Here is a 25,138-nt window from a genome sequence, read left to right as displayed (position 1 = left end):
ACCCGAGCCCGGCGGGTCACGGCGCCGCCGGGGCGGCCCGGATGGCCGCCCGCAGGCTGGCCCGCTGAACGGGGAGCCCCGCCGGGGGCATGTCCCGCCGGGCGGCCATCCGGTCGCCCGGCCGTGCCCCTTATTAGGGAAAGGGCGGGTCCGCTCGGCGTGTGAGGGGGCCGGGGCAGGGCGGGGGTGGCGCTACTCTCGCCGCCTATGGGGGTACGACGAATCATCGCGCTGGTCCTCGGCGGGACTCTGCTGGCAGGCTGCTCCGCGTCGGGCGGCAAGAGCGAGCAGGCCGCCGCGCCGACCGCACCGAGCGCCTCGGGCACACCGCGGGAGAGCGCCGAGCAGACGGGGGTGCTCGCCGCCGAACTGCTGCAGGGCATGAGCGTGGAGGAGAAGGTCGGCCAGCTGTTCATGCCGACGGTCCGCGACGCCGCGGACGGCAAGCGGATCATCAAGAAGTACAAGGTGGGCGGCTTCATCTACTTCCCGGGGAACCTGAGCAGCCCGCAGGCGGCGGCGAAGCTGTCCAACGGGCTGCAGGCGGCGTCCAGGGTGCCGCTCCTCGTCGGGGCGGACGAGGAGACGGGCCTGGTCACCCGCGCGAAGTTCGCCACGGACTTCCCGGGCGCCATGGCGCTGGCGGCCACCGGGAACACGGACCTGGCCCGCGCGGCGACGGCCGCCACCGGAGCCGAGCTGAGGGCGGCCGGCGTCAACCTGAACTTCGCGCCCGTCGCGGACGTGAACGTCAACCCGGACAACCCGGTGATCGGCGTGCGTTCGTTCGGCGCGGACCCGGCGCTGGCCGGGCGGATGGTCACCGCCTCGATCGAGGGCTACCGCTCGGCGGGCGTGGCCGCGGTGGCCAAGCACTTCCCCGGGCACGGCGACACGAACGTCGACAGCCACACCGGACTGCCGGTGATCAAGAACTCGACGGCCAAGTGGCAGGAGCTGCACGCGCCGCCGTTCCAGTCGGCCATCGCCGCCGGAGTCGACGCGATCATGACGGGGCACCTGGTCGTCCCGGCCCTCGACCCGTCCAAGCAGCCGGCCACCCTGTCCAAGAAGGTGCTGACCGGGCTGCTGCGCGGGCAGCTCGGCTTCCAGGGAGTGATCGTCACCGACTCGCTGAGCATGGCCGGGGCGAAGGTGCCCGGCGGTGCTCCGGAGGCCGCGGTGCGGGCGCTCCTGGCCGGGGCGGACCTGCTGCTCATGCCGCCGGACCTGGACGCCGCCCGCGCCAAGGTGCTCGGCGCCGTCAAGAGCGGCCGGGTCCCCGCGGCCAGGCTCGACGACGCGGTCACCCGGATCCTCCGGCTCAAGGAGAACCGCGGGCTGTTCACCGACGTCCGGGCCGATCCGGCGACGGCGGGCCAGGCGGTGCGCGCCGAGCACCGCCGGACGGCGCAGGAGGTCGCGACGAGCGCGGTGACCGTGGTGCACAACAAGAACGCCGTCCTGCCGCTGAAGGGCTCCGTCTACGTCGAGGGCCCCGAGCAGGCGAGGATCGCCGCGGCGCTCCGCAAGGAGGGCGTCCAGATCACCGGTGAGCAGAAGGCCAAGACGCACGTCATCGTCGTGACGTCGGCGAGCTCGGGCACCCGGGACCACCTGAAGAGCACCGCGAAGAACCGCAAGGTGGTCTACGTCGCGATCGCCAGCCCGTACGCGCTGCGGTACGGCGGATCCTCGCACGCCATGGCGGCCACCTACTCCGGTAGTGAGGTCTCGCTGCGCGGGCTGGCCCGGGTGCTGTCGGGGAAGACCCCGCCGAAGGGGCGGCTGCCGGTCTCCCTGCCCGGCGGCGCACCGCTGGGGAGCGGGTTGACCGACCCCCTGTGACCTGCGGGGCCTCCGCCGTCGACGGGGCGCCTCGCCGCGTCCGGTTACCGCCGCCGGTTCGAGGTATACAGAGGTGAGAGCCGTCAGGGCCCGGTGCCGGGCCGAGCCGAGAGCCTGCGGAGAAGCCATGGACGCGGTGGCGGATGTTCCCCGGCCGGTGAACGAACCGGTGTTGTCCTACGCGCCGGGCAGCCCCGAGCGCACCCTGCTGGAAGAGAAGATCAAGGAGCTGGGCGGCGCCCGCCTGGACCTCACCATGACGATCGGCGGCCTCGAGCGGCTCGGCGGCGGGGAGCCGATCGACGTGGTCGAGCCGCACGACCACCGCCGCGTGCTGGGGACGATGCGCGACGCCACGGGCGAGGACGTCGTCGCCGCGGTCCGGGCGGCGCGCGAGGCGGCCCCGGGGTGGCGGGCCCTGAGCTTCGAGGACCGGGCCGCGGTCTTCCTGCGGGCGGCCGAGCTGCTGGCGGGGCCCTGGCGGCAGGTGCTCAACGCCGCCACCGTGCTCGGCCAGTCCAAGAGCCCCTTCCAGGCCGAGATCGACTCCGCCTGCGAGCTGATCGACTTCTGGCGGTTCAACCCGGCCTACGCCCGCCGGCTGCTGGCCGAGCAGCCGGAGTCCTCGCCGGGCGTGTGGAACCGGATGGAGTACCGGCCGCTGGAGGGGTTCGTCCTGGCGATCACTCCGTTCAACTTCACCTCGATCGCCGCCAACCTGCCGACCGCGCCCGCGCTCATGGGCAACACGGTGGTGTGGAAGCCCTCGCCCACCCAGGCGTTCGCCGCGCACTTCACCATGCGGCTGCTGGAGGAGGCCGGGCTGCCCCCGGGGGTGGTCAACCTGGTCACCGGCCGCCACCACGCGGTCGCCGAGGCCGCGGTGACCCACCCGGACCTCGCCGGCATCCACTTCACCGGCAGCACCGCCACCTTCCAGCAGCTGTGGTCGGCGGTCGGGACGGGCATCGCCGGCTACCGCTCCTACCCCCGGCTGGTCGGCGAGACCGGCGGCAAGGACTTCGTGGTGGCCCACCCGTCGGCGGACCCGGAGCCGCTCGTCACCGCGCTGGTGCGCGGCGCGTTCGAGTACCAGGGCCAGAAGTGCTCGGCGGCGTCCCGCGCCTACGTACCCCGCTCCCTGTGGAACCGGATCAGGGACGACCTCGCCCACGCCGTCGAGTCGCTGACCATGGGCGACGTGGCGCGCGACCTCTCGCTGTTCATGGGAGCGGTCATCGACGCGAGGGCCTTCGCCAAGCAGCGGGCCGCGCTGGAGCGGATCGGCACGAACGGGGTCGGGCTGCTCGTCGGCGGCACCGCGGACGACACCGACGGCTACTTCGTCCGGCCGACGGTCCTCACGTGCGACGACCCCTCGGACGAGTTGTTCACCAAGGAGTACTTCGGGCCGATCCTGGGCGTCCACGTCTACGAGGACGGCCGCTACGAGGAGATGCTGGAGCAGATGGAGTCGGCGGCCGTCTACGGCCTCACCGGCTCGATCATGGCCCGGGACAGGACGGCCGTCGCCCGGGCCGTCGAGCGGCTGCGCTTCGCCGCGGGCAACTTCTACATCAACGACAAGCCCACCGGCGCGGTCGTCGGGCAGCAGCCGTTCGGAGGGGCCAGGTCCAGCGGCACCAACGACAAGGCGGGCTCGGTCCTCAACCTGATCCGCTGGGTGAACGCCCGCACGATCAAGGAGACCTTCGTCCCGCCGACGGGCCACCGCTACCCGCACCAGGGGTAGTCCCGGGAGGCGTTCGGGGAAGAACGGCGCTCACCCATGGGTGGCGGGCCGGTTTCGCCCTACGATGTGCGCGTGCGCCGTGACCGTTTGATCCTCTGGAACCTGGACCACACCCTTCTCGACGCCGGGCGGGTGACCCGGGAGGCCTACGCCGAGGCGTTCACCGCGGTGACCGGCAGACCCATGGTCCGGATGGCCCCGACGGCGGGGCGCACCGAATCGGAGATCATCTTCGAGACGCTGGCGTTCAACGGCGTCCAGACCGAGGACGAGCACCTGGAGGCCTTCACCCGGGCGCTGGAGACGGCGTTCGCGGTCCGCAGGGACAAGGTGCGGGCGCACGCCAGGGTGCTGCCCGGGGCCGCCGAGGCGCTGCAGGCGGCGGAGCGGCTGCCGGGGGCGGCGCAGTCGGTGCTCACCGGCTCGCTGGAGGCCACCGCCCGGATCAAGCTCGCCGAACTCGGGCTCGACCGGCACCTGGACCTGTCGGTCGGCGGCTACTTCTCCCCGGTCTACCCCAAGGGCGCGACCATCGAGACGTCCCGGATCAAGACGGCGCAGAAGCACGGCACGACCATCGCGGAGGGCGCCACCGTGCTGATCGCCGACCATCCGCTGGACGTCCGGGCCGCGCAGATCGCCCGCGCCCGCTGCGTGGGCGTGGCCACCGGCACCGCCACCGAGACCGAGCTGCGCGGAGCGGGCGCCGACTTCGTCCTCCCGACGCTGGCCGACACCGCCGCGGTGGTCGCCGCCGTCGACAGGCTGACCCGGCGGGACGGCTAGCGGCAGGCCTGCGGGCCGGAGGAGGGCTCCCGGCCGGCGTCCTCGTCCTTCGGCCCGGCGTCCTGCGGCTCGTCCCGCCCGGACTCTCCGGCGGAGGCGAACAGGCGGGCTCCCGGGCCCTGGGCGGCCATGGCGTCGCCCGGGTTGACCAGGGGGCACAGGTCGAGGGACAGGCAGCCGCAGCCGATGCAGCCGGTCAGGTCGTCGCGCAACCGCGTCAGCACGGTGATGCGCTCGGTGAGGTCCCGTTCCCAGCCCTGCGACAGGGCCTCCCAGTCCGCGCGGGTGGGCGTGCGCCCCTCGGGCAGGACGGACAGCGCCCGGCGGATGGCGGCCAGCGAGATCCCCACCCCCTGGGAGACCTTGATGAAGGAGACCCGGCGCAGCATGTCCCTGCCGTACCGGCGCTGGTTGCCGCTGGTGCGGCGGCTGTGGATCAGCTCTTCCCGCTCGTAGAAGCGCAGGGTCGAGGTGGCCACCCCGCTGCGCGCCGCCAGCTCGCCGATGGTGAGCTCTTTCCGGATCCCCTCCGCCATGCCCAGACCCTAGCCAAGTGGTCCGACGGAATGGCACTGCGGGGCGTCTGTGAGGGAAATCACAAGATCCATCAGAAGCGCCTCGGGGCGCGTGTTCTGACCAGGGATCTGAAAAGAATTCCGGTGGCGGAGCAACGGATGAGCACCCCTGGGGCGTCTGAGAAGAGGTGGGGTCGGGAACCTCGACGACCGCTTCGGAGAAGTAACGATAGGGACGTCCTCTACTGCATGGAAGCCTCGCGTCGCTATACAGTCCATGCGAAACATGGGTGTTTCAGACGGGGCGAAGGCGCGCGGGAGCCGGTCCCACGGACAGGCGAGAGGCGCGATGTCCTTCATGCGGAAGTCGGAACGACGGGGGATTGCTGGAGATGGTGGCGGCACTCAGATCTAGTGATCCGCTGCGGCTGGGGCCGTACGACATCGAAGGCCGCCTGGGCGAGGGGGGCCAGGGGGTCGTGTACCTCGGCCGGCACTCGGACGGCGGCCAGGAGTTCGCGATCAAGCTGCTGCACCTGGAGTCCGACGACAAGGCCAGGGCCAGGTTCCTGCGGGAGGTCGAGGTCGCCAAGAAGGTGGCGCCCTTCTGCACCGCCAGGCTCTACGACGTCGGCGCGGACGGTGAGCAGTTCTACACGGTCAGCGAGTACGTGCCGGGGCCCAGCCTGCAGGCCAGGGTCCAGGAGGACGGCCCGCTGGCGGGGTCGGAGCTGGAGCGGCTGGCCGTCGGCACCGCCACCGCGCTGGTCTCCATCCACCAGGCCGGGATCATCCACCGCGACTTCAAGCCGCACAACGTCCTGCTCGGCCCGGACGGGCCCCGCGTGATCGACTTCGGGGTCGCCAAGGCCACCTCGGCGTCCACCACGCTCACCAGCAAGGTCATCGGGACCCCGTCCTACATGTCCCCCGAGCAGGTCGAGGCCGACGAAGTCGGGCCCGCCAGCGACGTGTTCTGCTGGGCCTCCACCATGGTCTACGCGGCCACCGGCAACCCGCCGTTCGGCCAGGACTCGATCATGGCCGTGATCAACCGGATCGCCAACCACGAACCGGACCTGGGCGGCCTCGAGGGCCCGCTGCGGGAGCTGATCCTCGACTGCCTGGACAAGGACCCCGCCGCCCGGCCCCGCACCCGCGACCTGCTGATGCGGCTGCTCGGCCACGCCGAGGCGGTGCCCGGGGGCATGCCCGCGGCCGTCCCGCCCGGCGGGACCACCGCGGTGCTCAGCGTCGGGGCCGGACTGGCCGACGGCGCCGTCGCCGACCCGAACCGCACCTCGCTCGACCCGGCGGCCGGCGTCAAGGGCGTCAGCCCGCAGGAGTGGGCGCGCCGCAACGGCAACGACCTCCCGCCCGCCGCCACGGTGACGGGCACCCACCCGCGCCGGGAGGCGCGCGCCCGCCGCGCCGCCAAGGTCCCGTGGTTCATCACGGCGGCCGCCGTGTCCTTCGCGGTCTTCACCGCGGGCGGCGCCGGGTTCGTCGTCTACAAGATCTCGGGCGCCGAGGAGACCGTCTCCCCCGGTCCGTCCAGGGGCGGCAATCCCGCCCAGGTCGAAGACCGCCGGAAGAGGAGCTCCGAGGCCGCCCCCGACGCGGTCCCCACCACGACCGACAGCAACGGCAACCCGGTCACGGAGACGACGACCGTGTTCCCGTCCAAGTCCTCGGGCCCCGCCAAGCCCGGCGAGACCGAGACCAAGGGGCCGCGGCCCAGCAACACCAGCAAGGACCCGGACCGCCCCCCCGTGGACCCGCCGCCGACCAAGGACCCGGATCCCACGCCGACCATCCCGCCGCCCGACACCGGCGACCCGGACCCGGATCCCACCCCGACCACCACGCCGGTGGACCCGACGACCCCGCCCGTCGTCGTCCCCTGAGCCCCGCGGACCGACCGGTCCCGCCGACTCCGGCCTCCGCGGGGGCGGGCGGCACTAGGCTTGCTGAGGGTAAGGGTTTCCACATCACAACGGAGTGATGAAGGGGTCGCTTCTCTCATGAGCAAACTCGATGTGGCCAAGGACGACCTTCTCCGGCGGGCCGCCGAGACCTGCGCCGACGCGTCCGAGCACGCGGCGGTGCTGGAGTTCCTCCGCCTCTACTACCGGCAGGTGGCTCCCGAGGACCTGCTGGGCCGAGAACCCGCCGACGTGTGCGGCCCGGCCCTCTCCCACCGGGAGTTCGGCAGGGAGCGGCGCCCCGGCGAGGCGAGGCTGCGGCTTTTCACGCCCACGGTGGCCGAGCACGGGTGGGACCCCGGGTTCACCGTCGTCCAGGTGGTCAGTGAGGACATGCCGTACCTCATCGACTCCCTGACCATGGAGCTGAGCAGGCAGGGCCACGCGGTCCAGCGGATCTTCCACCCGGGACTGGGGGTGGACCGCGACGCCGACGGGCGGCTGGAGCGGTTCCGGTTCAGCCGGGACATCATCGACGACATCGACGAGTCCTGGGTGCACATCGAACTGGACCGGATCGCGGACCCGGCGGCGCTCGCCGGACTGCGGGCGGGCCTGGAGCGGGTGCTGGACGACGTCAGGGTCGCCGACGAGGACGGTCCCGAGATCCGGGCCAGAGCGGTGCTGATCGCCGCCGGGATCAAGGACGAACCGCCGCCGCTGCCGGCCAGGGAGCTCGCCGAGTCGGTCGAGCTGCTGAACTGGCTGGCCGACGGCCACTTCATCTTCCTGGGGTACCGCGACTACGACCTGAGCGAGGACGGGAGCGCGCTGCGGCCCGTCCCGGGCAGCGGCCTGGGCATCCTTCGCGCGGCGAAGAACGCCGAGAAGGAGTCCGGCAGCTTCGCCGCGCTGCCGCCCGAGGCGCGCTCCAGGGCGCGCGAGCCGAAGATGCTGGTGCTCACCAAGGCCAACAGCCGGGCGACCGTGCACCGGCCGCACTACCTGGACTACATCGGGGTCAAGAGATTCGAGAACGGCCGGGTGGTGGGGGAGCGGCGCTTCCTCGGCCTGTTCACCCACGTCGCCTACTCCGAGTCGATCTCCCACATCCCGCTGCTGCGCGGCAAGCTGGAGGAGGTGCTCGACCGGGCCGAGGTGAGCCCCGAGTCCTACAACGGGCAGGACCTGGTGGAGATCCTGGAGGCCTACCCGCGCGACGAGCTGTTCCAGACCTCCGTCGACGACCTGGTGCCGATCGCCCTGGGCGTCCTGCGGCTGCGCGACCGCCGCCAGGTGAAGCTCTTCCTGCGCAAGGACGACTACGGGCGCTACATGTCGTGCCTGGTCTACCTGCCTCGCGACCGGTACACCACCCAGATCCGGCTGCGCATCCAGGAGATCCTGCGCAGCGCGTTCGACGGCGTCGCGGTCGACTACAGCGCGCAGGTGACCGAAGGCGTCCTGGCGCGGCTGCACGTGGTGGTGCGCGCCGAACGCGGGCATCCGCTGCCCGACGTGGACGTGGAGGCGCTGGAGCGGCGGCTGACGGCCGCCACCCGCTCCTGGACCGACGACCTGACCGACGCGATCGCCACCCGGCTCGGCGACGGGGCGGGGCGGCGCCTGTCGGTCAAGTACGGGGACGCCTTCCCCGAGGGCTACAAGGCCGATTTCCCGGCCTCGACCGCCGTCTTCGACCTCACCCAGCTGGACGCGCTCGGCGAGGCCCCTGGGGGCGCGCAGACGACCATGCGGCTGTACGAGCCCTACGACGCGCTCCCGGGCGAGATGCGGCTCAAGATCTACCACCGGGGCGAGCCGATCTCGCTCTCCCACGTGCTGCCGCTGCTGCAGAACATGGGCGTCGAGGTCGTCGACGAGCGCCCGTACGAGATCGGCACCGGGGACCGCAGGCGCTACTGGATCTACGACCTGGGGCTGCGCCACTCGGCCTCCGAGGTCGAGGAGACCCGGCTGCGCGGCATGTTCCAGGACGCGCTGATGGCGCTGTGGCGGGGCGAGGTGGAGAGCGACGGCTTCAACGCGCTGGTCCTGCACGCCGGGCTCACCTGGCAGCAGATCATGGTGCTGCGGGCCTACGCCAAGTACCTGCGCCAGGCCGGCACCGCCTTCACCCAGAACTACCTGGAGCAGGTGCTGCGGGCCAACGCGCCGATCACCAGGCTGCTGGTGGAGCTGTGGGAGTCCCGGCTGGACCCCGACCGCGCCCCCGGCGAGCCGGAGCGCTCGGCCGCGATCGACGCCCGGCTGGCGGAGCTGCTGGACGGGGTCGCGAGCCTGGACGAGGACCGCATCCTGCGCAGCTTCGCCGCCATGATCTCCGCGACGCTGCGCACCAACTTCTGGCAGGGCAAGCCCTACCTGTCGCTGAAGTTCGACTCCTCCCGCATCCCGGACCTGCCGCAGCCCCGGCCCAAGTACGAGATCTTCGTCTACTCGCCCCGGACCGAGGGCGTGCACCTGCGCTTCGGCGCGGTGGCCCGGGGCGGGCTGCGCTGGTCGGACCGGCGCGAGGACTTCCGCACCGAGGTGCTGGGGCTGGTCAAGGCCCAGGGCGTCAAGAACACGGTGATCGTTCCGGCCGGGGCCAAGGGCGGCTTCGTCGGCAAGGCGCTGCCGGACCCGGCGGTCGACCGGGAGGCCTGGCTGGCCGAGGGCATCGCCTGCTACAAGGAGTTCATCTCCGGCCTGCTGGACCTCACCGACAACCTGGTGGACGGCGCCGTCGTGCCCGCGCCGCGGGTGGTGCGCCACGACGGCGACGACTACTACCTGGTCGTCGCCGCGGACAAGGGCACCGCCAGCTTCTCCGACATCGCCAACGAGGTCTCCCGGCAGTACGGCTTCTGGCTGGGCGACGCGTTCGCCTCGGGCGGCTCGGTCGGCTACGACCACAAGGCCATGGGCATCACGGCCCGCGGCGCGTGGGAGTCGGTGAAGCACCACTTCCGCTCGCTGGGCCGCGACGTCCAGGCCGAGGACTTCACCGTCGTCGGCGTCGGCGACATGTCGGGCGACGTGTTCGGCAACGGGATGCTGCTGTCGGAGCACATCAGGCTGGTCTGCGCCTTCGACCACCGGCACATATTCCTCGACCCGGACCCGGACGCGGCCGCCTCCTTCGCCGAGCGGAGCAGGCTGTTCGGGCTGCCCCGCAGCTCCTGGGCCGACTACGACACCGCGCTGATCTCCGCGGGCGGCGGGGTCTTCCCCAGGACCGCCAAGTCCATCGAGCTCACGCCGCAGGTGAAGGCGGTGCTGGGGATCGACGGGGAGAAGGTCTCGCTCACCCCGCACGAGCTGATCAGGGCGGCCCTGAAGGCTCCGGTCGACCTGCTGTGGAACGGCGGGATCGGCACCTACGTCAAGGCCTCCACCGAGAGCAACGCGGAGGTCGGGGACAAGGCCAACGACCTGCTCCGGGTGGACGGCGCGGACCTGCGCTGCAAGGTGGTCGGCGAGGGCGGCAACCTGGGCCTCACCCAGCTCGGCCGGATCGAGTTCGCCAGGGCCGGCGGGCTGATCAACACCGACTTCATCGACAACTCCGCCGGGGTCGACACCTCCGACCACGAGGTGAACATCAAGATCCTGCTGGACCAGATCGTCCGCGACGGGCAGCTGACCGTCCGGCAGCGCGACGCCCTGCTGGACGAGATGACCGACGAGGTCGGCGTCATGGTGCTGCGGGACAACTACCGGCAGAACGTCGTCCTCGGCGGGGCCTGCGCCCAGGCCGGCGACATGATGCACGTCCACGCCCGCTACCTGCGCAAGCTGGAGCGCGAGGGCAAGATCGACCGCAGGCTGGAGTACCTGCCGGACGAGAAGGCGATCGCCGAGCGGCGGCAGGCCGGGCAGGGCCTGTTCTCGCCGGAGTTCGCGGTGGTCCTGGCCTACTCCAAGCTCACCCTGGACCAGGAGATCCTCGGCTCCGACCTGCCCGACGACCCGTACCTGACGCAGTGGCTGGTCGAGTACTTCCCGACCCCGCTGCGCGACAGGTTCCGCGAGCAGATGATGCGGCACCCGCTCCGGCGGGAGATCATCGCCACCCAGGTGGTGAACGACGTCGTCAACAACTCCGGCACCACCTACATCTTCCGGTTGAACGAGGAGACGGGGGCGTCGGCGGCCGACCTGGCCCGCGCCTACCTGGTGGCCCGCGAGGTCTTCCAGATGCCGCGGTACTGGACGGAGGTGGAGTCCCTCGACGGGCTGGTCGAGCAGCAGGTCCAGATCAGGATGCTGCTGGAGGCGCGCAAGCTCACCGAGCGGGGCGCGCGCTGGATGCTGCACAACCGGCGGGCGCCCTTCGACATCGAGGAGTCGATCGGCTTCTTCTCCAAGGGCGCGCTGAGCCTGGTGGAGTCCCTGCCGGAGCTGCTCAGCGGGCGGGACCTGGAGGCCTTCGAGGACCGGCGCGACGCGTTCGTGAAGCAGGGCGTGCCGGTCGAGGTCGCCGAGCAGACGGCGATGATGGTGCCGGCGTACTCGACGCTGGACATCGTGGAGATCGCCCACGAGGCCGACCGCCCGATCAGGGAGGTCACCGAGGTCTACTTCGAGCTGGCCCACCGGCTCCAGCTGTCGCGGCTGCGGGACCGGGTCACCGCGCTGCCCCGGGACGACCGCTGGCGTTCGATGGCGCGCGGGGCGCTCCGCGACGACCTGTACGCCGCCCACGCGGAGCTCACCCTGGACGTGCTGCGCAAGACCGGCACGGCCGAGCCGGGGGTCCGGCTCCAGGAGTGGACGGAGAAGAACGCGGCGGCGGTGAGGCGCTCGCGGCAGACGCTCTCGGAGATCTGGGAGAGCGAGAGCTACGACCTGGCCACCCTGTCGGTGGCGCTGCGCGCCATCCGCACCCTGGTGAAGGCCAGCACCCTCCCCGACTGAGGGAGGGCCGGAGACGGCGGAAGGGGAAGGGCGGCCGGAGCGGATCCGGCCGCCCTCCCCCTTCGGATGAGCGGGACCTCTGGATGAGCGGGACCTCGTGAGAAAGGAGTACGCCGGTACGGAGCCGCAGCGGTCGGGAAGCTGCTCCGTACCGGCGTGGTCTTGGGGCCCGCCGTCGGGCTGGGGTCAGCCGCTCTGCGCGGCGACCGTCTTGCGGTTGACGCCGACCACCGCGACCTGGCCCTCGCGGGGCACCGCGGCCAGGTACTGCACCAGGGAGGTCGAGGTCAGGTTCCCGCGGGCGACCCGGCCGCCGGGCAGCAGGCCCGCGAGATCGCTGGAGACCGGGATCTTCTTGCCCTTGTAGGTCTCCTGCTGCTTGAGGGCGTACCAGGCGACGGCGCCGCCGTCCTGGGTGCGCAGCGCGTAGGCGGGCTGCTCGGCGGGGGTGAAGGCGGCAGTGAAGGTCATGCCCGACTTGCGCAGGCTCTTGCTGACCTTCTGCAGCACGTCGTAGGTCTGGGTGGTCTGCTGGCCCGCCGCCAGGTGCTCGGAGCCGGGGGCCTGAGGCCCCTGAGTGAGCAGGTCCGCGTGCGCCTTGGGCAGTTCGGCGGGGCTGACCTGCAGCCCGTCCTGGGCGACCTGGGCGTAGCCCTCGCCGTCCAGTTCGACTCCCTTGATGGGGGTGGCGTTGCGGCGCTGGGGGTCGGCGGCGAGCTTCCACCGGCCGCCCTCCTCGACGAAGAGCAGCGCGTGCCTGACCTCCACGCCGCGCACCCGGGAGGCGGTGTCGACGACGAACCAGCGCGGGCCCGAGGCGATGCGGGGCACGTAGAAGACCGGCTCGCCGAAGCTCTGCGCGTCGGGTTTCTTGCCGTTCGCCTTGTACATCCGGTAGGTCGCGGTGTCCATCTCCAGCTGGGAACCGGTGGCGATGGCGGGAAGTTGCGCCGCGTCGAGCGCGGTGTCGGCTTTCCGGTCGGCGGACTCGTACGTCTCGAAGACGCCCTTCGCCTGGTCCAGGCTGAGCGCGGGAGGCGGTGCCGCCTCCGCGTCCTCGGCGGCGCCGCCGCAGGCGGCGCTGAGGGCGAGCGGGAGAAACGCGAGCGCTGTGTACGCAGTGCGCATGGATGGCCTCGTTGGGTAAGGGACTTTGCGACGCGCAAGAGCATCGCACAGTGAACGCCCCGTCACCCAGAGTTCAGGAACTTTCGATACGGGTGGCCGCCCCGTCTTCGGCGATCACGGCCACCTTCTCGGGGTCCTTCCCCTTGCCGCCGGAGTCGGCGGGCTCGTCAGAGCCGTCAGAATCACGCTTCTTGTCCGGCTTGTCAGATTTAGGGGGTACCACCGCGGCGAACCGGAGGCTGTGGAACACGTGCAGCTCCCGCCCGACGGGCGGCTCGGCGACGAGGTGGGCGACGTCCTCGGGGACCTCCAGGGGTCCCTCCTCCTTCTGGGCGAGGCCCACGTCGTGGGTCAGCGAGTACAGGACCAGGCAGCCGCCGTCCTCGGTGCGCAGCGGGAAGACCGGCTGGGAGGTCGCGGTGAACGTGCTGGTGTACTCCAGGCCTTCCTTCGCCGCCCTCTTCGCCGCCTTCTCGTTCGCGGTGTAGTAGCCCGTCGTGTACGGGCCCTCCTTCAGCGCCCGCGCCGAGTAGCTCCTGGGGCCCTCCTCGGCCACGGCGGCCTGCGGCGGGGCCACCAGCGCGGGGGCGATCAGCACGCTCTGGTCCTCGGTGGACAGGGCGGTGGCGTAGCCGTCGGAGTCGACCTTCACCTTGGGGGGCTTGAGGCCGCGGGCCGGGACCGCCACCAGGCTGAGCCGGAACCTGCCCTCGGGGGAGGACTTGACGAAGGCCATCAGGGCGGCCGTGCCGCCGCGGCTCACCGAGGCGACGAACCACTGCGGGTAGCCCTCCATCCGGGGCACCCACAGCTTCGGCCTCCCGTAGGAGTGGCGGGGGAGGGGGGTGCTCCCGAAGGCGGCCTCGCGGTACTCCGAGGCGGTCACCGCCCGCTGGGAGTCGGCGGACCAGGCGAGGGCCAGCCGCTCGTCGCCCGAGGCGCGGGCGAGGTCGTCGTTGGCGGCCCAGGCGGAGAAGGCCCGTGCCGCGCTCTCCGGCGTCAGCGGCCGGTCCGTGCTGGTGGTGGCGATCGCCACCGGGCGGGCGTCGCGGGGCCTCTCCCGGGCGCCGCTGCACCCGGCGCCCAGCAGGAGCAGGGGGACCAGCGGCAACGCCGTGGCCACCGTCGCGGTCGTTCGCACTGGCGCCCCTCGGTTCGCTGCGGTTTCTACGAATCGTTCAGCGCACGCTAGTGCGCGTCCAGCCACGATCAAGTGCGCGCAAGCGCACGTTTCATGTGGATGCTGGCGCTTGATTGTGCCATCACCCATCCTGCTCGGGTGGCCATGCCCAGCCGATAGGCTGAACGGGTGGCAGCCATCGACCCCATGGAACAGATCAAGGAGCTGGGCGCGACCCTCACCGGCATCGAGGCGGTGATGGATCTCGACGTCATGCGCCGTGACATCGCCGAGCTCAGGGACCAGTCCGCTGATCCTGACCTGTGGAGCGACCAGGAGCACGCGCAGAGCGTCACCCGCCGGCTGTCGAGCCTGGAGAGCGAGCTCGGCAAGGTCGAGTCGCTGCGCGGCCGGCTGGAGGACCTGGAGGTCCTCTACGAGATGGCCGCGGAGGAGGACGACTCCGACACCCGCGCCGAGGCCGACGCCGAGCTGGAGACCCTCATGGCGGACCTGCGCACCCTGGAGGTGCGCACGCTGATGTCGGGCGAGTACGACGCCCGCGAGGCGCTGGTGTCGATCAACGCCCAGGCCGGCGGCGTGGACGCGGCGGCCTTCGCCCAGCAGCTGCAGCGCATGTACCTGCGCTGGGCCGAGAGGCACGGCTACCCGACGGAGATCTACGAGACGTCCTTCGCCGAGGAGGCGGGCATCAAGTCCACCACCTTCGCGGTCAAGGCCCCCTACGCCTACGGCACGCTGCGCGGCGAGCACGGCACCCACCGGATGGTCCGGATCTCCGCCTACGACAACCAGGGCCGCCGCCAGACGTCCTTCGCGGGCGTCGACGTGGTGCCGGTCGTCGAGCAGAGCGACCACGTCGACATCAACGAGGACGACCTGCGGATCGACGTCTACCGCTCTTCGGGCCCCGGCGGGCAGGGCGTCAACACCACCGACTCGGCCGTCCGCATCACCCACCTGCCCAGCGGCATCGTGGTCTCCTGCCAGAACGAGCGCTCCCAGCTGCAGAACCGGGCCTCGGCCATGAACGTCCTGCAGGCCAAGCTGCTGGAGCGCAAGCGCCAGGAGGAGGCCGACGAGCTCAACAAGCTGCGCGGCGAGGGCACCAGCTCCTGGGGCACCCAGATCCGCAGCTACGTCGTGCACCCGTACCAGATGGTGAAGGACCTGCGCACCCTCCACGAGGAGGGCAACCCCGAGCGCGTCCTCGACGGCTGGATCGACGATTTCCTCGAGGCCGAGATCCGCTGGCTCCGGAAGGGCGAGGCCGAGCAGAACTAAGCCATTTGTCCGATTTGTCAGGCTTTGTGCTTTTGTATGAGATTCGGCCCGTTCGAAGGACGGGCCGAATTCATGCCAGATGCGGGGCCAGAAGGCTGAAGGCCAGGATCAGGACCAGGGCCGCGACGATCGCGAGCTGCTGGGGCGTGAAGGGCCCGTGAGAGTGGTGCAGCCGGCCCCGCGCGGCCCGGCAGCTGGGACAACGCCCCTCTTCCACGGGACCCGCGCAGTAGGCGCAGATCAGGTGATCGCAGCTCATCATGCGCCCCCTTGATCCAAGTGTCCGACCGATGTCCCGAAGAGGGACTATCCATGCCAGTGTCACCCCTAGACTGCTCCAGAGCCAACTCCGAGGGGGACACCGTGGCCCATCAGCCCCTAGATTGGTGCACCGTGATGCAGCCGTGATCAATTTCGACAACGTCACCAAGGTCTACCCGAACCAGAACCGGCCGTCCCTCCAGCATTGCAATGTCGCCGTTGAAAAGGGCGAATTCGTCTTCCTGGTGGGTCCGTCGGGGTCGGGCAAGTCGACGTTCCTCCGCCTCATCCTCAAAGAGGAGAGGCCGTCGCAGGGCCACGTCTACGTGGCCGGCAAAGACCTCAACAAGCTGACGAACTGGAAAGTTCCCCATCTGAGGCGCCGGATCGGCTGCGTCTTCCAGGACTTCCGCCTGCTGCCGAACAAGAACGTCTTCGAGAACGTCGCCTTCGCGCTCGAGGTCATCGGCAAGCCCCGCCGGTTCATCGCCAAGGTGGTGCCCGAGGTCATCGACCTCGTCGGCCTGGAGGGCAAGCAGCACCGGATGCCGGACGAGCTGTCCGGCGGCGAGCAGCAGCGCGTCGCGATCGCCCGGGCGTTCGTGAACCGGCCGATGATCCTGCTGGCGGACGAGCCGACCGGGAACATCGACCCGGCCACCTCCATCGGCATCATGAAGGTGCTCGACCGGATCAACAGGACCGGCACCACGGTGGTCATGGCCACCCACGACGCCGCGATCGTCGACGCCTTCCGCAAGCGCGTCGTCGAGCTGGAGGACGGCAGGGTCGTGCGCGACCAGTCGCGCGGCGTCTACGGCCAGGCTTACTAAGGAACCCCCGATGAGACTGCATTTCGTATTCCAGGAGATCTGGATCGGCCTGCGCCGCAACCTCACGATGACGATCTCGCTCATCATCACGGTGGCGATCGCCATGGCGCTGTTCGGCACCGGCATGCTCCTCAAGAGGCAGGTCGACTCGTCCAAGAACTACTGGTACGACAAGGTCAACGTCTCGATCTACCTCTGCTCCAAGAGCAGCTCCAACTCCGCCTGCTCCAACAAGGAGGCCACGGAGCAGCAGCGCACCGAGCTGACCGAGACGCTCGAGGCCCTGCCCGAGGTCTCCGAGGTGGAGTACGAGAACAAGCACGACGCCTACGAGCGGTTCAAGACGCTCTTCGCCAACACCCCCGGCATGCTCGCCGCCACCAAGGAAGGCGACATCCCGGACTCGCTGCGGGTGCGGCTGAAGGACCCCTCGAAGTTCACCACCGTGATCAGCGCGGCGGAGGGCGCCCGCGGAGTCGACCAGATCGTCAACGAGCGCGAACTGCTGGAGAAGCTCTTCAAGATCATGGACGGCCTCCAGTGGGCCGCGCTGTTCCTGGCGCTGATCCAGGTGTTCGCGGCGATCCTGCTGGTCGGCAACACCGTCCGGCTGTCGGCGTTCAACAGGCGCCGGGAGACGGGCATCATGCGGCTGGTCGGCGCCTCGAACATGTACATCCAGCTGCCGTTCATCCTGGAGGGCGCGATCGCGGGCCTGGCCGGCGGTTTCATCGCCGCCATCCTGCTGGTCGGCAGCAAGCTCCTCCTGATCGACACGCTCCAGAACTCGCTGCAGTTCGCGACCCAGCTCACCTGGACCCAGGTGGCCGGCGTCATCATCTTCTCGATCGCGGTGGGCGTGCTGCTCTGCGCGGGTGCGTCGTTCCTGACCCTGCGGCGCTACCTCAAGATTTAAGCTGCTGGGGTGACCCCTCGGGCCCGCAGGAAGCCGCACAGGTGGTATCGCGGGGCAGCCCTCATGGCCGCCCTGCTCACCGCGTATGGCCTGGGAGTGGCGACGGCGGTGCCCGCGCCCTCCCGGGTCGAGCCCGCCGCCCACGACGACGGCCTCCTGGAGGAGGCCACGGACCGGATCGTCACCTCGGCGGACCCGCCCGTCTCCCGGGACGAACTGCGCGAGGCGGCCATCAGCGGGATGCTGCGCAGCCTCGGCGACCCGTGGGCCCGGTACTACCCGCCCCAGGAGTACGAGGACTTCACCGGCTGGCTCAACGGCGACCACAAGACCGTGCGGCCCGAGCCGGAGATCGGTGACGTCGTCGTCGACCGGGAGGAGAAGCTGACCGTCATCCGGGTGGCCGTGTTCACCCGGGGCGTCGGCTCCCAGGTGCGGGCGGCCGCGTACGGCAGCCCGGCGGTGGTCCTGGACCTGCGCGGCAACCCCGGCGGGCTGCTGGACGAGGCCGTGGAGACGGCCTCGGCGTTCCTGGACTCCGGTCCCGTGGTGACGTACGAGCGCCGGGGCGAGGTCGCCAGGGTGATCAGCGTCACCTCTCCCGGCGATTCGCGGGTTCCGGTCGTCGTACTGGTGGACAAGGGCACGGCGAGCGCCGCCGAGATCGTCGCGGGTTCGCTGCGCGACCGGGACCGGGCGGTGATCGTAGGATCGACTACCTTCGGGAAGGGCACCGTACAGGAACCGGTACGGCTCTCCGACGGCTCCGCGGTGGAGCTGACGGTCGGGCGGTACCTGACCCCGGCGGGCCATAATCTCGAAGGGGTCGGGATAGAGCCGGACATCACGGCCGACTCGTCCGACGCCGAACGGCGGGGACGTGCCGTACTGGACGGACTGACCGGATCATAGGCAGGGGAGAGAACAGACAGTGCCTCGCGAGAAGGGCCAGAAGTACATCGCCCAGAACAAGAAGGCGCGTCACGACTACCACATCGAGGACACCTGGGAAGCGGGCATGGTGCTGACCGGGACCGAGGTGAAGTCGCTGAGGCAGGGCCGGGCGTCTCTCGTCGACGGCTACGCCGCGGTGGACGCGCACGGCGAGGTCTACCTCTACAACGTGCACATCCCGGAGTACTCGCAGGGCACCTGGACCAACCACACCGCCCGGCGGACCCGCAAGCTCCTGCTGAACCGCCGCGAGATCGCCAAGATTCTGAAAGAGGGCAACGAGCCCGGATTGACGTTGATCCCGCTTTCCCTGTATTTCAAGGACGGCAAGGCCAAGGTCGAGATCGCTCTCGCCCGGGGCAAGAAGGCGTACGACAAACGGCAGACCATTGCCAAGCGCGACGCGGACCGGGAGATGGCCCGGACTCTGCGCGCACGGAACCGGGGTCGGTGAGGGTGAGCAGGACGCGCAGGATCGTCGCGGCTTCGACGGGCGGGGCGCTGCTGCTGGGCATGCTCTCCGCCTGCGCGCAGGCCTCCCCGTTCACCACGGTCAAGGACTTCCTCGTCGCCTGGCAGGTCGGCAACTACGAGGCCGCCGCCGAGCACACCACCGGGGACCGCAAGGCCGTCGCCCGGGCGCTCGCCGACGTCAGGACCCAGCTCGACGCCGCCTCGCTGCGGCTGCGGCTCAAGGCCGAGAGCACCCCCGGCACGCCCGATGACAAGGGCCGCATCGTCAAGACCTCCGACGACCAGGCCCAGGCCAGGTTCCAGATCCGCATCGACCTCGGCGAGAACGGCCGGCCGCTGGAGTACCAGGGGCAGATGGCCCTCAGGCTCCTCGACGGCGTCTGGAAGGTCGTCTGGAGCCCCTCGGTCCTCCACCCCCAGCTGCGCGAGGGGGAGCGGCTCGCGGTCGTCAACACCTCGCCCGAACGGCAGACCATCCAGGACAACCAGGGCCGGCCGCTGCTCAAGGCGGTCAGGACCGACGTGTTCGGGGTGGTGCCCCAGCAGCTCCAGAACGTCGACACCGTCGTCAAGCGCATCGGAGAGATCACCGGCCAGGACCGGGACCGGCTCAAGGGCCGCATCCTGTCCGCCCCGCCGCGGACCTTCCTGCAGCTCGCCGAGTTCCCCCAGAACAGCCCCGAGGCCCTCAAGCTGCGCAACGTCGCCGGCCTGCAGGCCAAGAGCAGGCCGAAGCCCACCCAGCCGCGCCACGCCAAGGAGCTGATCGGCCAGATCGGCCCCGCCGCCGACGACGTCCTCAGCCTCGTCGGCGCCCCCTACCAGCCCGGAGACACCGTCGGCTCCTCCGGTCTGCAGCTGCTCTTCCAGCGGAGGCTCGCGGGCCTCCCGTCGGTCAAGGTCGTGATCCTCGACCCCAACGGCAAACCCCGCAAGGAGATCCGGGACTTCAGCCAGGGCGAGGACGCGACGATCCAGACCCAGAGCGGGCAGCAGAGCGCCGAACCCGGCCCCGTGCGCACCACCCTCGACCGCCAGGTCCAGCTCCAGGCCGAGAACGCGCTCGGCTCCCTCAAGGCGCCCGCCTCCCTGGTGGCCGTGCGCAGCGAGACCGGAGAGATCCTGGCCGCCGCCAACCACCGGACCGACGGGCAGAACCGGGCCTTCGAAGGGCTCTACACGCCCGGCACCGCCTTCAGCCCCGTCCTGGCCGCCGCGCTGATCGGGAGCGGGGGCCAGAAGGCCGCCACCGAACAGGAGTGCGCCGCCGAGGCGACCGTCGGCGGCGCCGTCTTCACCACCGAGGCCCGGGCCGACTCCAGCCTCGGCCTCGACGTCGCCAACGGCTGCCGCACCTCCCTGGCCCAGGCCGGCGCGGAACTCGACGGCAACGCCATCGACACCGTCCTCCAGAAGTTCGGGCTGACCTCCGACCGCCCGTGGGACCTGTCGAACGTCAAGAACCAGCGGGCCGCGGGCATCAGCACCGGCACCGCCACCGAACGCGCCCAGCTGGCCGTCGGCGAGGGCGGCGTCAAGGTCAGCCCCCTGACCATGGCCCTGATCGCCGCCGCCATCCAGAACGGCACCTGGAGGGGCCCCCTCCTCATCCAGGAACCGCAGCCCACCGGCTCCGAAGTGCCCCAGTACATCGAGCCCGCCACGCTCACCGAACTCCAGAAGATCATGGGGATGGGTGTGAAGAACGGCTCCGCCAAGGCGGCCGCCGCCGGAAAGAAGAAGTTCCGGGAAGGCGTCTCCACCACCGTCACCGACTCCCAGGGCAGGACGACCTCCTGGTTCGTCGGCTACTACCGCAGCTCCGGCATCGCCCTCGGCGTCGCCATCGCCGTCGAAGGCCAGGTGGACGCGGCGCGGATCGCCTCGGACTTCGTCAACGCCTCGAACAGGCAGCAGCCGCAGCCCTCGGCCGGAGAGACCCCCATCACCGTCCCGCAGCCCTGACCGGGCCCCGCGGCGGAAGAGACCGGAATAACGTTGGCGCCCCCCGTGTTCACCAGATAGAGTTGAACCGTTGACAACAGAACATGGGGGTGACTGGTTTCGACTGCGGTAGTCGTGCCAGGTGAAGCGGGCCGAGGGGTGCGATTGCGACCTCGTTAATCCTGCGATCGCAAACCAACAAGTGCCAACTCTAAGCGCACTGAGTTCGCCCTCGCCGCCTGAGCGAGTAGCGACTCTGTCGGCCTAGGAGCGTCTCCGACCTAGGACCCGGCATCGTTAGGGGACTCAACCTTCCGACCCGGTCGCGGGGCCGGAAGGGAAACCAAACAGCGACTGAGCCTGTCAGTGACTTGCCTGCGAGAGCACTGGGGCTGAGAAAACGTCAAGCAAGGCTGCGCCCGGAGAAGACCTGACTCACTGCTGTAGGACCAGGGTTCGATTCCCTGCACCTCCACGAACCGACGACCCACCGTGTTCGCGCCCTTCGGGGCGCTTCCCGGTGGGTCGTTTCTTTGTGCCCATCGGGGGGACGACCCCCCGGACCCCCCGATGTGGGGGCTGCGCCCCCACGCCCCCTGCGGTGGTGGCCCTTTGTGTGGGGGGCTGTGGAAGGGGCCTTGGTTTCCTTGGTCGCTTCGGGTTCCTTGATGGTCTTCGCTTCTCTTGCTCGTCTCTGCTTGTGTCTGTTTGTTCTCGTCTTTTGTTTCGTTCTTCCTTGTGCGGTTGTGTGTTCTTCTCTCGGGCGGGTCTGCCGGGGGTGTGAGCAGGATTACCCGTGAGAAGGATTACCTCGGCCGGGGGGCATTGGTTTGGGGGGCGGGGAGGGCGGGGAAACTGTGGGTTTTGTTGGTGGGGTGGGGCTAAGTTGTTATCGACTTGCGGCGCCCTGAATGTTGATCTTCGCGTAGCCTGTGCCGCATGTCCGATCAGGGGGAACTTTCGGCACGTCCGGAATACGGCGTCGAAGGTGGAGCCATGCAGCAGGAGAACGAGGGCGCCGGGAACGGCGGGGCGCCCGTGGAGGGGCGGACCGGGCCTCAGCCCGTCTTCGCCGAGCCTACGCAGTCAGGGGCGTATTCCGTGGTCAGGGAACCCGAGGACTCCGCTGAGAACCCGATCGGCACGCCCGTGGCGGGCGCCTTCGACCGGGGACGGGACGACGGGCAGGGCGGAGACCCGGCCGTGGCGCCCGTTCCGCCCGCGCCGGTACCGTCCCCTTCTTCCGGGGACGACGCGGCCTTCGGCGGGCTGGACGACGGGCCGGGGGTCGCCGGATACGCGGGGGTGGACCTCTCGGGGCCGGCGGAGCCGCCCAAGGCGGGGATCCCCAGCAGCGGCAACTGGCAGATGCCCGAGTGGATGCGCGAGGAGACCGAGGCCAACCGGGCCGCCGGCACCGGGACGGGCGGCGGGTTCGACGAGCAGGAGATGCGCAAGGACCGGTCGCGGACCTTCCTGTTCGCGGGGCTCGGAACGCTCGCGGTCGCGGGGATCGTCGCGCTCGGGATCTACGTGCTCACCGGCGACGGAGACGACGCCCAGACCGAGGTGAAGGCCCAGCCGGGCGTCACCGCGCCGAGCGTCGGCCAGACCGAGCAGGCCGAGCTGCCCCCGCGCAAGAAGCTGATGGCCTTCAAGGGCGGCGGCTCCCCGGTCACCGGGCAGTTCGCCGACCCGGCCTCCGGGCTGACCGTGCCCCAGCTCGGCGGCGGCTGGGTCGAACCCGACAAGAAGAACAGGCTCGCCCAGTCGGGCTGGTCCGGTCAGCAGATCCTGGTGACCGAGAAGAAGGGCACCCAGCTCTGGTACGGCACCGTGCTCACCTCCCGGCTCGGGCCGGTGGAGCGGCGGATCTGGGCCAAGGGCGGCGACCTGGAGAAGAACGCCGCGGCGGTCGCCTCCAGCCTGGAGAGCCGGCTATACGGGTTCCCGCACACGACCAACGAACTGGCCTCCCAGCCGCTGAAGGTCGAGGGCCGCGACGGCTGGCTGGTCGCCCGCTACCTCAAGTACGACCGGGCTCCCGTCCGGTCGACCGCCGAGGTCGTCGTCACCGCGCTGGTCGACACCGGCAAGCAGTACCCGTCCGTGCTGTTCGTCTCCATGCCGAACACCCACAAGAAGCTGTGGCCCGACATCAACACGGTGATCTCGCAGCTCAAAGCGGGTTAATGTTACCGGCCGGTTAGGTAAACCGAATAGCGTTCTAGTAATCTCTCCTCACCCCTGAAGGTGAGGAGCTGAGCAATGGCCATCGGCCTGACCGAAGAACATGAGGCTCTGGCGGCGTCCGTGCGCGGCCTGACCGAACGCCACATCACGACCGAGACGGTGCGGGCGGGCGAGTCCCGGCCCGCGTTCTGGGACGCGCTGGCGGTCCAGGGCCTGCTCGGCCTGCACCTGCCCGAGGAGCTCGGCGGTCAGGGGTTCACCCTGGTGGAGCTGGCCGTCGCCGCGGAGGAGCTGGGACGGGCCGTGGCCCCGGGCCCGTTCGTCCCGACCGTGCTCGCCTCGGCGCTGCTGGCGGGGTCCTCCGCCGCCGAGAAGCACCTGCCCGCGCTGGCGGACGGGTCGAAGACGGCCGCCGTCGCGCTGGACGCGGACCTGGTCCGCGACGGGCAGAACGTGAACGGCACCGCCGATCTCGTCCTCGGCGGCGAGGGTGCCGACCTCTTCCTCCTGCCTGTCGGCGGGGAATGGGTCCTGCTCGAAGCGGCGGACGTGACGGTGACGCCGCAGGACAGCCTGGACGTCACCCGGGGCGTGGCCTCGGTGACCGTGGACGGCGTGGCCGCCGAGCCCGTGACGGGTGTCGGGGACGTGCGCGCGCTGTCGTCCGTCATCCTGGGCGCCGAAGCGTGCGGCGTGGCGGGACGGGCGCTGGACGAGGCGGTCGCGTACGCCAAGCTGCGCGAGCAGTTCGGCCGGCCCATCGGCCAGTTCCAGGGCGTCAAGCACAAGCTCTCCCGCATGCTCGTCTCCCTGGAGCGTGCCAGGGCCGTGGTGTGGGACGCCGCCCGCTCCCTGGACCCCTACGCCGTCGAGTCCGCCGCCTGGCTGGCCGCCGACGCCGCCGTCAAGTGCACCGCCGACAACATCCAGGTCCACGGCGGCATCGGCTACACCTACGAGCACGACGCCCACCTGTTCTACCGGCGCGCCCTGACGCTGCGCGCCCTGGTCGCCAAGGACGGCGCGCGGCTGGCCGCCCTGGTGCTCGACGAGGGCGTGCGCCCCGAGTCCGTGGTGGAGCTGCCCGCCGACGCCGAGCCGCTGCGCGAGAGCGTCCGCGCCCGCGTGGCCGAACTGGCCGCCATGGACGTCCCCGCGCAGCGCGCCGCGATGGCCGAGGAGGGCTGGGTCACCCCGCACCTGCCGAAGCCCTGGGGCAAGGACGCCGGGCCGCTGGAGCAGATCGTCATCGCCCAGGAGCTCAAGGCCGCCAAGGTCCGCCCCGTGCCGCTGATGATCGGCGCGTGGGTGGTCCCGTCGCTCGTCCAGTACGGCACGACCGAGCAGCGGGAGCGCTTCCTGCCGGCGACGCTGCGCGGCGAGCTGATGTGGTGCCAGCTGTTCAGCGAGCCCGGCGCCGGCTCGGACCTGGCCGGGCTGAAGACCCGCGCGGTGAAGGTCGAAGGCGGCTGGGAGATCACCGGCCAGAAGATCTGGACGTCCCTGGGCCAGTACGCCCAGTGGGGCATCTGCCTGGCCCGCACCGACCCGGACGCGCCCAAGCACGAGGGCATCACCTACTTCCTCGTGGACATGAAGGCCGCCGGGGTGGACGTCCGCCCGCTCAAGGAGCTGACCGGCGACGAGATCTTCAACGAGGTGTTCCTGGACTCGGTGTTCGTCCCCGACGACCTCGTCGTCGGCCCGATCGGCGCCGGCTGGCAGGTCGCCCGCAACACCCTGGCCAACGAGCGCGTCGGCCTGACCTCGTCGTTCCAGCTCGGCGGCGACATGGGCAAGCTCATCCGCATGATCGGCGAGTTGGGGATCGGCGACGACGCGGAGGTGCGCAGGGGCCTGGCCGAGATGGCGGTGGACGAGCACTCGTACCTGATGCTGGGCCTGCGGGCCACGCTGAAGCAGCTGTCGGGCACCGACCCGGGCGTCACCGCGACCGTCCGCAAGCTGGTCTCGATGGAGCACGGCCAGCTCGTCACCGAGTTCGGCTTCGAACTCCTGGGCACCCGAGGCGTCCTCACCGGCGGCAGGAAGAGCGAACTGCCGCTGCGCTGGACGCGCTACCTGCTGGCGTCCCGGGCGATGACCATCGGCGGCGGCACCACCGAGATCAACCTCAACGTGATCGGCGAGCGCATCCTGGGCCTGCCCAAGGACGCCTGAGCCCGGCCCGCACGGGCTCGCGGGCCCGGAACGGAGACGGCCCCCCTCGGAGCTCCGAGGGGGGCCGCGCGGCGTTCGG

At 70.7% G+C, this 25,138-nt stretch carries 17 protein-coding genes and 1 other RNA gene; 14 read left to right on the top strand and 4 right to left on the bottom strand.

The window, feature by feature from the left end:
* Window positions 1-207: 207 nt before the first annotated feature.
* The 3 genes from ABD327_RS26495 to ABD327_RS26485 all read left to right on the top strand — a co-directional run bounded on the left by ABD327_RS26495 (window position 208) and on the right by ABD327_RS26485 (window position 4,387).
* A complete protein-coding gene (locus ABD327_RS26495; protein WP_344453903.1) occupies window positions 208-1,848 on the top strand; it encodes a glycoside hydrolase family 3 protein in 1,641 nt (546 codons plus the stop codon).
* Window positions 1,849-1,975: 127 nt separating this feature from the next.
* Window positions 1,976-3,601 carry an L-glutamate gamma-semialdehyde dehydrogenase gene (gene pruA / locus ABD327_RS26490; protein WP_344453901.1) on the top strand — a complete coding sequence of 542 codons (1,626 nt, stop codon included), beginning with the start codon at window positions 1,976-1,978 and terminating at the stop codon, window positions 3,599-3,601.
* Window positions 3,602-3,673: 72 nt separating this feature from the next.
* Entirely contained in the window at window positions 3,674-4,387 is a 714-nt protein-coding gene (locus ABD327_RS26485; protein ID WP_344453899.1) for an HAD family hydrolase, read from the top strand.
* Here ABD327_RS26485 and soxR read toward each other — a convergent pair.
* On the bottom strand, window positions 4,384-4,923 hold the full coding sequence (gene soxR / locus ABD327_RS26480) for a redox-sensitive transcriptional activator SoxR (RefSeq protein ID WP_344453897.1): 540 nt from the start codon (window positions 4,921-4,923) through the stop codon (window positions 4,384-4,386). The two genes, ABD327_RS26485 and soxR, sit on opposite strands and share 4 nt — an antisense overlap.
* A gap of 371 nt (window positions 4,924-5,294) precedes the next feature.
* Here soxR and ABD327_RS26475 point away from each other — a divergent pair, with 371 nt between their 5' ends.
* Window positions 5,295-6,809, top strand: coding sequence for a serine/threonine protein kinase (locus tag ABD327_RS26475; RefSeq protein WP_344453895.1), 1,515 nt, complete (start codon window positions 5,295-5,297; stop codon window positions 6,807-6,809).
* A 117-nt stretch (window positions 6,810-6,926) separates the two neighbouring features.
* Window positions 6,927-11,750: an NAD-glutamate dehydrogenase gene (locus tag ABD327_RS26470; RefSeq protein ID WP_344453893.1), complete on the top strand. Its 4,824-nt coding sequence runs from the start codon at window positions 6,927-6,929 to the stop codon at window positions 11,748-11,750.
* Window positions 11,751-11,936: 186 nt separating this feature from the next.
* Here the strand turns inward: ABD327_RS26470 and ABD327_RS26465 are convergent, their stop codons facing one another.
* Both ABD327_RS26465 and ABD327_RS26460 read right to left on the bottom strand, forming a co-directional pair.
* Entirely contained in the window at window positions 11,937-12,878 is a 942-nt protein-coding gene (locus ABD327_RS26465; protein WP_344453891.1) for a DUF8094 domain-containing protein, read from the bottom strand.
* A 73-nt stretch (window positions 12,879-12,951) separates the two neighbouring features.
* Window positions 12,952-14,019, bottom strand: a complete 1,068-nt coding sequence (locus ABD327_RS26460) for a DUF8094 domain-containing protein (RefSeq protein ID WP_344453889.1) — start codon at window positions 14,017-14,019, stop codon at window positions 12,952-12,954.
* A 168-nt stretch (window positions 14,020-14,187) separates the two neighbouring features.
* On the opposite strand from ABD327_RS26460, the gene prfB reads away from it, so the two are divergent.
* Window positions 14,188-15,303, top strand: a complete 1,116-nt coding sequence (prfB, locus tag ABD327_RS26455; protein ID WP_344453887.1) for a peptide chain release factor 2 — start codon at window positions 14,188-14,190, stop codon at window positions 15,301-15,303.
* 70 nt (window positions 15,304-15,373) lie between these two features.
* Here the strand turns inward: prfB and ABD327_RS26450 are convergent, their stop codons facing one another.
* The gene (locus ABD327_RS26450) at window positions 15,374-15,562 is read right to left on the bottom strand and encodes a hypothetical protein (protein WP_344453884.1); all 189 of its coding nucleotides are present in this window, start codon (window positions 15,560-15,562) and stop codon (window positions 15,374-15,376) included.
* 145 nt (window positions 15,563-15,707) lie between these two features.
* Here ABD327_RS26450 and ftsE point away from each other — a divergent pair, with 145 nt between their 5' ends.
* The 8 genes from ftsE (at window position 15,708) to ABD327_RS26410 (ending at window position 25,059) form a co-directional block, all read left to right on the top strand.
* Entirely contained in the window at window positions 15,708-16,397 is a 690-nt protein-coding gene (gene ftsE / locus ABD327_RS26445; protein WP_344453882.1) for a cell division ATP-binding protein FtsE, read from the top strand.
* Between the two features lie 10 nt (window positions 16,398-16,407).
* Entirely contained in the window at window positions 16,408-17,313 is a 906-nt protein-coding gene (gene ftsX, locus ABD327_RS26440) for a permease-like cell division protein FtsX (RefSeq protein ID WP_344453879.1), read from the top strand.
* Between the two features lie 9 nt (window positions 17,314-17,322).
* Window positions 17,323-18,225, top strand: coding sequence for a S41 family peptidase (locus ABD327_RS26435; RefSeq protein WP_344453877.1), 903 nt, complete (start codon window positions 17,323-17,325; stop codon window positions 18,223-18,225).
* 19 nt (window positions 18,226-18,244) lie between these two features.
* Window positions 18,245-18,721 (top strand): SsrA-binding protein SmpB, encoded by a 477-nt coding sequence (smpB, locus tag ABD327_RS26430; protein WP_344453874.1) that lies wholly within the window; start codon window positions 18,245-18,247, stop codon window positions 18,719-18,721.
* Window positions 18,722-18,723: 2 nt separating this feature from the next.
* On the top strand, window positions 18,724-20,706 hold the full coding sequence (locus tag ABD327_RS26425) for a penicillin-binding transpeptidase domain-containing protein (protein WP_344453871.1): 1,983 nt from the start codon (window positions 18,724-18,726) through the stop codon (window positions 20,704-20,706).
* Between the two features lie 85 nt (window positions 20,707-20,791).
* Window positions 20,792-21,163: a transfer-messenger RNA gene (ssrA, locus tag ABD327_RS26420) on the top strand.
* A gap of 518 nt (window positions 21,164-21,681) precedes the next feature.
* The gene (locus tag ABD327_RS26415; protein ID WP_344453869.1) at window positions 21,682-22,878 is read left to right on the top strand and encodes a hypothetical protein; all 1,197 of its coding nucleotides are present in this window, start codon (window positions 21,682-21,684) and stop codon (window positions 22,876-22,878) included.
* A 75-nt stretch (window positions 22,879-22,953) separates the two neighbouring features.
* Entirely contained in the window at window positions 22,954-25,059 is a 2,106-nt protein-coding gene (locus tag ABD327_RS26410; protein ID WP_344453867.1) for an acyl-CoA dehydrogenase family protein, read from the top strand.
* Window positions 25,060-25,138: the final 79 nt, after the last annotated feature.

The organism is Actinocorallia aurantiaca (genome assembly GCF_039533685.1).
GTDB classification, from domain to species: Bacteria; Actinomycetota; Actinomycetes; order Streptosporangiales; family Streptosporangiaceae; genus Actinocorallia; species Actinocorallia aurantiaca.
Note: the sequence above shows the minus strand (reverse complement) of the source record. Positions and strands in the feature narration are given on the sequence as shown.

What these genes read in the sequence shown, in the direction of transcription:
- ABD327_RS26495 (WP_344453903.1), top strand. Translation starts at nt 208, where the DNA reads ATGGGGGTACGACGAATCATCGCGCTGGTCCTCGGCGGGACTCTGCTG.
- pruA (WP_344453901.1), top strand. Translation starts at nt 1,976, where the DNA reads ATGGACGCGGTGGCGGATGTTCCCCGGCCGGTGAACGAACCGGTGTTG.
- soxR (WP_344453897.1), bottom strand. Translation starts at nt 4,923, where the DNA reads ATGGCGGAGGGGATCCGGAAAGAGCTCACCATCGGCGAGCTGGCGGCG.
- ABD327_RS26475 (WP_344453895.1), top strand. Translation starts at nt 5,295, where the DNA reads ATGGTGGCGGCACTCAGATCTAGTGATCCGCTGCGGCTGGGGCCGTAC.
- ABD327_RS26470 (WP_344453893.1), top strand. Translation starts at nt 6,927, where the DNA reads ATGAGCAAACTCGATGTGGCCAAGGACGACCTTCTCCGGCGGGCCGCC.
- ABD327_RS26465 (WP_344453891.1), bottom strand. Translation starts at nt 12,878, where the DNA reads ATGCGCACTGCGTACACAGCGCTCGCGTTTCTCCCGCTCGCCCTCAGC.
- ABD327_RS26450 (WP_344453884.1), bottom strand. Translation starts at nt 15,562, where the DNA reads ATGAGCTGCGATCACCTGATCTGCGCCTACTGCGCGGGTCCCGTGGAA.
- ftsX (WP_344453879.1), top strand. Translation starts at nt 16,408, where the DNA reads ATGAGACTGCATTTCGTATTCCAGGAGATCTGGATCGGCCTGCGCCGC.
- ABD327_RS26415 (WP_344453869.1), top strand. Translation starts at nt 21,682, where the DNA reads ATGCAGCAGGAGAACGAGGGCGCCGGGAACGGCGGGGCGCCCGTGGAG.
- ABD327_RS26410 (WP_344453867.1), top strand. Translation starts at nt 22,954, where the DNA reads ATGGCCATCGGCCTGACCGAAGAACATGAGGCTCTGGCGGCGTCCGTG.